Source organism: Nocardioides sp. P5_C9_2 (assembly GCF_054049555.1).
This window is the reverse complement of the sequence record NZ_JBFUMD010000242.1, coordinates 1-5742: the sequence shown is the minus strand read 5'-3', so window position 1 is coordinate 5742 and position 5742 is coordinate 1. Positions and strand designations below refer to the sequence as shown.

5 protein-coding genes are annotated in these 5742 nt (G+C 73.4%); 1 reads left to right on the top strand and 4 read right to left on the bottom strand.

What is annotated here, in order from left to right:
- Nucleotides 1-26: 26 nt before the first annotated feature.
- The gene (locus tag ACXJKL_RS12845) at nucleotides 27-1610 is read right to left on the bottom strand and encodes a M1 family metallopeptidase (RefSeq protein ID WP_457207436.1); all 1584 of its coding nucleotides are present in this window, start codon (nucleotides 1608-1610) and stop codon (nucleotides 27-29) included.
- On the bottom strand, nucleotides 1607-2158 hold the full coding sequence (locus ACXJKL_RS12840; protein ID WP_457207435.1) for an RNA polymerase sigma factor: 552 nt from the start codon (nucleotides 2156-2158) through the stop codon (nucleotides 1607-1609). Before ACXJKL_RS12840 ends, ACXJKL_RS12845 begins: the two co-directional genes overlap by 4 nt.
- Before the next feature lie 20 nt (nucleotides 2159-2178).
- Between ACXJKL_RS12840 and ACXJKL_RS12835 the strand changes: the two genes are divergently transcribed.
- Entirely contained in the window at nucleotides 2179-3651 is a 1473-nt protein-coding gene (locus tag ACXJKL_RS12835) for a serine/threonine-protein kinase (protein ID WP_457207434.1), read from the top strand.
- Nucleotides 3652-3658: 7 nt separating this feature from the next.
- Here the strand turns inward: ACXJKL_RS12835 and ACXJKL_RS12830 are convergent, their stop codons facing one another.
- Both ACXJKL_RS12830 and ACXJKL_RS12825 read right to left on the bottom strand, forming a co-directional pair.
- Nucleotides 3659-5206: a glycosyltransferase family 61 protein gene (locus tag ACXJKL_RS12830; protein WP_457207433.1), complete on the bottom strand. Its 1548-nt coding sequence runs from the start codon at nucleotides 5204-5206 to the stop codon at nucleotides 3659-3661.
- A partial coding sequence (locus tag ACXJKL_RS12825; RefSeq protein WP_457207432.1) for a hypothetical protein occupies nucleotides 5206-5742 on the bottom strand: 537 nt, incomplete at its 5' end. The genes ACXJKL_RS12825 and ACXJKL_RS12830, both read right to left, overlap by 1 nt.

Genomic DNA, 5742 nt, shown 5'->3' with positions numbered 1-5742 from the left:
GACTACCCCACAAACGGGCCGCAGGCTCAGTCGCCGATCAGGCCCTCCGGGGGCGTGCGACGCCCGGTGATCCACGCGTCGAAGAACCGGGTGAGCTCCAGCCCGCTCTCGTCCTCCCAGTGGTCGTAGGCCTGCTGCCGGGTGACCGACTGGTTGTCATGGTCGGTGAGCCAGGTGCGGGCGATCTCGAAGAACGCCTCGTCGCCCAGCTCGCGGCGCAGCTCGTCCCACATCACCGCGGGGGAGTAGTAGATGTTGGAGCCGCCGAACTGGCGCTCGTCGTACTCGCCCGGCGGGCCGTACTCGTCGCGCAGCTGCTGGTCCTGCGCGCGCCACTCCTCGATGGTCCGCGAGACGTCGTAGCCGCCGCGATCCGCCTCGTAGAGCGCCTGCATGTACATCGTCATGCCCTCGTTCATCCACACGTCGGACCAGTCGGCGGGCGAGACCTGGTCGCCGTACCACTGGTGCACGAGCTCGTGCAGGACCACCGGCGCCGAGCGCACGTAGTCGGTGTTGCCCAGCGTCAGCATCGTCTGGGTCTCCATCGCGCTCTGCGAGTCGGTGAGCACCATGCCCAGCGTGCTGAACGGGTAGGGCCCGAGCCGCTGCTCGATCCAGTCCACCGCCTTCGCGGCCACCTTGAGGTCGTCGTAGGCCAGGGGCAGGCCGCGCGGGGTCCAGTAGTCGATCGCGAGGCCGCTGCCGGACCGGTTGGAGCGGTGCGCGTAGTCACCGATCGCCAGCGTCACGAGGTACGACGACGCCGGCTCGTCGAGCTGCCAGTGCGTGGTCGTCGAGCCGTCCTTCTGCGACGTCGAGACCAGCCGCCCGTTGGCGATGCCGGTCCACGGGGACGGGACGCTCACCGTGATGTCGTAGAGCGCCTTGTCGGAGGGCTGGTCGTTGACCGGGTACCACGAGTAGGCGCCGTACGGCTCCTGCATCGTCCACACCTCGCCGCGGTCGGTGACGGTGAAGCCGAGCGTGGAGAAGTCGCGGCGGGTCGTCGGCGCCGGCTCGGGACGGGGGCTGCCGGAGTACGCCACGACCAGCTCGTGCCGGTCGCCCGCGCTCAGCGGCTCGCGGACCACGAGGGTCTTCGTCCGACGGGCGTACGCCGCCTCCTCACCGTCGAGCGTGACGCTCTCGACGTCGAGGGCGTCGGCGAGGTCGAGGCGGAAGGCCCGGGTGTCGCGGGCCGCGCGGAAGGTGAGGGTGGCCGTCCCGGTGAGGAGGCGCTCGGCCGGGGCCCAGGCGAGGTCGAGGTCGTAGAGCAGCGCGTCGACGTCCGGATGGCCGACGCCCGGGTAGACCGAGTCCTCGACGGGCGTGCTCTCGGCGAGCGCGAGGTCGGGCTCGACGGCCCCGGAGGTCGGTGCGGCGCTCGCGGGCGCCGCCTGCGACGAAGCGTCCTGCGACGAAGCGTCCTGCGACGAAGCGTCCTGCGACGAAGCGTCCTGCGACGAGGCGTCTTCCGACGACGTGGCCCCCGACGACGCCGCGCCCGACGGGTCGTCGGAGGACGATCCGGAGCAGCCGCCGAGCGCGCCGACGGTGAGCAGGCCGGCGACGGCGAGCGACGCCGTACCGCCCCGCAGGCGTCTCACGCCTCGCCCCGCAGCAGTGGCCGGGCGAGCTTGCGGCCGTGGTGGATCTGCGCCTTGACGGTGCCGAGCGGCGCGCCGACCAGGTCGGCGATCTCGTCGTAGGGCAGCCCGTAGACGTCGCGCAGCATGAGCGGCTCGACGTACTGGGGGTGGTCGCGCTCGATGGTCTCCATGGCCTCGAGCAGGTCGAGGCGGGTGCCGGCGATGACCGACGTGGTGCGCGGGTCGGGGCGCTCGTGGTGGTGCGTGCCGTCGAAGTCGGTGGGCACGGCCTGGTTCTTGAGCCGCCGGTAGGTCGAGCGGGCGCTGTTGAGGGCGACCACGTGCAGCCACGTGGTGAAGCGGCCGTTGCCGTGCCACGACCCGATCTTGGTGGCGACGTTGAGCAGCGCCTCCTGGCAGGCGTCCTCGGCGTCGCCGGAGTAGGGCAGCACCCCGCGGCACACGTTGAGCGTGCGCGGGCGGATCTCCGCAAGGAGGGTCTCGAGGGCCTCACGATCCCCGTCCCGCGCCCGGCGCGCCAGGTCATCTATGTCGTCAGGCGTCACACCTGCAACATAATGCAGGGGTGTCCACCCCCTCCTCTCTCGGCCGCTACCCGGTGCGGCGGCGCATCGGTGCGGGCGCCTTCGCGACGGTGTGGCTGGCCCACGACGACCAGCTCGACTCCCCGGTCGCGATCAAGGTGCTGGCCGACAACTGGACCGAGGACCTGCACGTGCGGCAACGCTTCCTCGAGGAGGGCCGCTTCCTGCGCCGCGTCGAGTCGCCCCACGTCGTGAGCGTGTACGACGCCGGCGAGCTGCCCGACGGGCGCCCCTTCCTCGTCATGTCGTACGCCGACCAGGGCACCCTCGCGGACCGGCTCGCRCTGTCGCCGCTCACCCGCGCCCAGGCGGTGCACGTCGTCGGCCAGGTGGGCGCCGGGCTGCATGCCCTGCACCAGCGCGGGGTGCTGCACCGCGACGTCAAGCCGGCCAACGTCCTGTTCCGCACCGTCGAGCTCGACGGTCGCACCCGGGTGACCGCCATGCTCGGCGACCTCGGCCTGGGCAAGGCGATGGACATGTCGTCGCGCCTGACGATGATCGGCGGCACCCCCCAGTTCGTCGCGCCCGAGCAGGCCCGGGGCGAGGCACTGGACGGACGGGCCGACCAGTTCTCGCTGGCCGCGCTGACCTACCTGCTGCTGGCCGGCCGGCCGCCCTACGACCACGCCTCGCTGACCGCGGCCGCCGACCCCGTGCCGGCGGCGCCGATGGGCGGCGGGCTGCCCGAGGCGGTCGAGGCGGTCGTGCACCGCGGCCTCGCCGCCGACCGTGCGCACCGCTTCCCCGACGTCTCGTCCTACGTCGATGCGCTGACGGCCGCGCTCGACGGCTCGTTCGACGGGGCCGACGAGGCCCCGACCGCGTGGATCCCGCCCGACCCGAGCCTGACCCATCTCGCCGGCGATCCACTTCCCTCCGACGAGCACGCCCCAGCGGGCGACCCGACCGGCGCGCGTCGCCGGTGGGTGCTGGTCGGCGCGGCGGCGCTGGTGGTGGGCCTCGTGGGCGGGTCCGTGCTGGAGCGGGTCGTCACGACCGAGGAGCAGCTGTTCGACGCGCTGCAGACCATCTCGGTCACCGTGCCGGAGCGCTGGACGGCCGCCGTCGACGAGGACCCGTGGACGCCCCCCGACTCCGCGGTCGAGTTCCCGGCGCTGTCCGCGGGCACCTCCGTGGGGTGGAACGGCGCCCAGGACCCCGGTCACGGCGTCTTCGTGGGCCTCCTGCGCGGCGACGACCTGCCCACCCGGATGCCGCAGCACGAGGAGTGCGTCGACCCCCCGCGGTCGCCGATCCCGGACGAGCGGGACGGCGACGACGTGCTCACCGCGATCTTCACCGGCTGCACGCTCGACGGCCGCGACGACGGGGTGACGGTCGAACGGGTCGTGCACGCCACCGCCAACCAGCTGCTGTGGGTGCAGGTGCGCGCCGAGGACCGCGGCACCGCCAACCGGGTGCTCGACTCGGTCACGCTGCACGGCATGTGAGTGCGGGTCAGAGGTCGCGCAGCAGGGAGCGCAGTGCCTCGCCGTGCCGTGCGGTGTCGAAGCGCCACGACGACTGGAACGCCCGGTAGTCGAAGCCGCCGTCGGGGTGGGCGCGGTCCGGAGCGCTCCAGAAGTAGTGCAGGTCGCTGCCGCGGGCCGCGGTGATGAGCTCCTCGTTGCGGGCGTCGTACGCCGCGTGGTTGAGCACCACGACCGGGGGGCCCTGCGCCGCGAACAGCAGGTTGAACATGCCGGTGCCCCCGAAGCCGCCCACGGCCCGGGCGTCGTGGAACAGCCGGGCCTGCTGGGGCAGGGACAGGCGTGAGGGGTCGACGACGTCGAACCCGGCCCCGGTGAACTCCTCCTCGACGTCGGCCCAGTTGTGGCACAGCCGGTGGCCGGCGTGGCGGGTGACGAAGATCCGCTCCCGGCCCGACGGGTCGGGAGCCTGACGGAGCAGCCCGTGCAGCACCCGGTCCCACACCTCGGTGAGGGCCGGGTCGATCGAGTAGGGCTCCTTGTTGTGCAGCTGCGGGGTCGCGGTGAGGAGCGTGTCGACGACCACGGGCCCCTCCAGCCACACGACGTCGTCGGAGGAGACACCGAACGCCTCGAGCACGGCGGTGTCGGGGCGGACGACGTCGCGGCCGCGGTCGCGGCGGTGCCGGCGCAGGAGCAGGCGGACGTCGGGATCGTGGCGCCTCGCCTCCCGCCACCCCCACAGCCGGGCGAGCCCCTCGGTCATCAGGTGTCCGTAGTGGCCGGAGTTCTTGTACTCGAGGAAGAAGTAGCTGCCCGCCAGGCGCGGCACGGGCGCGGTCGGCTCGCGCCGCAGGCGGGCGAACCGGGGCGTGATGTCCTGCAGCCTCTCGTTGTCCAGCGGCTGGTGCTCGAACCACTTGAAGGTCTCGGGGAGCAGGGTGGCGCCCGACGCCACGACCATCCCCTCGTGCAGCGTGATGTCGCCGCTCCAGCGGCGCACCTCGGTGGGCGGGACCCGCCACGAGGTGAGCACCTCGCCGCCCCCGGTGCCGTGCGAGGTCACGACGCGGGCCGGGGTGAAGCGCGACGCGTCGCGGTGGACGAGCACCTCCCGCTCCAGGCCGGTACGCCGCACCACCAGGTCGCTGCGCGCCTCGGACACCTTCAGCAGGCTGGCTCCGGACTTCTCGACGACCACGAAGCGGCCGTCGCGACGGACCTCGCCGACGGCCCGGCGCAGCTCACGCCGCAGCCGCGGCCGCAGCCGCACGGTCGGGCGCTCGCCGGCCGCCACGGCACGCCACTGGGCCTCGATGCGGGCCGCGGTCGCGTCGTCGGCCGCCGCGACGACGTACCGACCGCCCTCGGTGACGTGCCAGAACAGGCGTCCGGCGCGGCGCATCGCACGCCGGGGGCCGGGGTCGGTCGCATCGACCAGGGTGGCCGGGCCGGGGCGGGCCACGTCGACGGCGTCGCCCGCGCGCAGCACCACGCAGGGGCCCGGCGCGTCGCGGACGACGCGCTCGAGCTCGCGGCGCGCACGCCGCTCGTGCCAGCGGTCGCGGAGGGACATCAGGCCTGCCGCATCCCCGCGGCCACCCGGCTGATCAGCTGCCGGGCGCCGCGGGCGTCGACCTCACGGCCGGTGACGGCGATCTCGACCTCGGCGAACCCGGTGCCGCGCAGGTCCAGCCAGGTCAGGAAGCCGTGGCGGAGGAACCCCTCCGAGACGTAGGTGAACTCGAGCGTGTTGGCGGTGCGCTCGACGATCGTGAGGCGCTCCTCCTCGTCGCGGAGCTCGTCGATCCGGTCGGTGAGCACCTCCTCGATGCTGTCGTTGAGCGACTGCACCTGCTGGATGCGCAGCAGGTAGGTGTTGTCCGGGTTGCCGGCCCGCTTCCACTTCACCTGGTCGGGCGCGTCGTAGATCTTCGACCAGCCGCGGGGGACGGGGTGGACGAGCCGGAACCGCGCGTTGCCGAGCCGGCCCTCACGCATCGGCAGGTCGGACTCGAGGCCCGGGACCGACGGCTGGGCGTTGCCCGTCGGGATCGGGTCGACGGGGACGCTGGGGGACTCGGCGGCCACCGGGGTCGGTGCGCCCCGGGT

What these genes read in the sequence shown, in the direction of transcription:
- ACXJKL_RS12830 (WP_457207433.1), bottom strand. Translation starts at nt 5,206, where the DNA reads ATGTCCCTCCGCGACCGCTGGCACGAGCGGCGTGCGCGCCGCGAGCTC.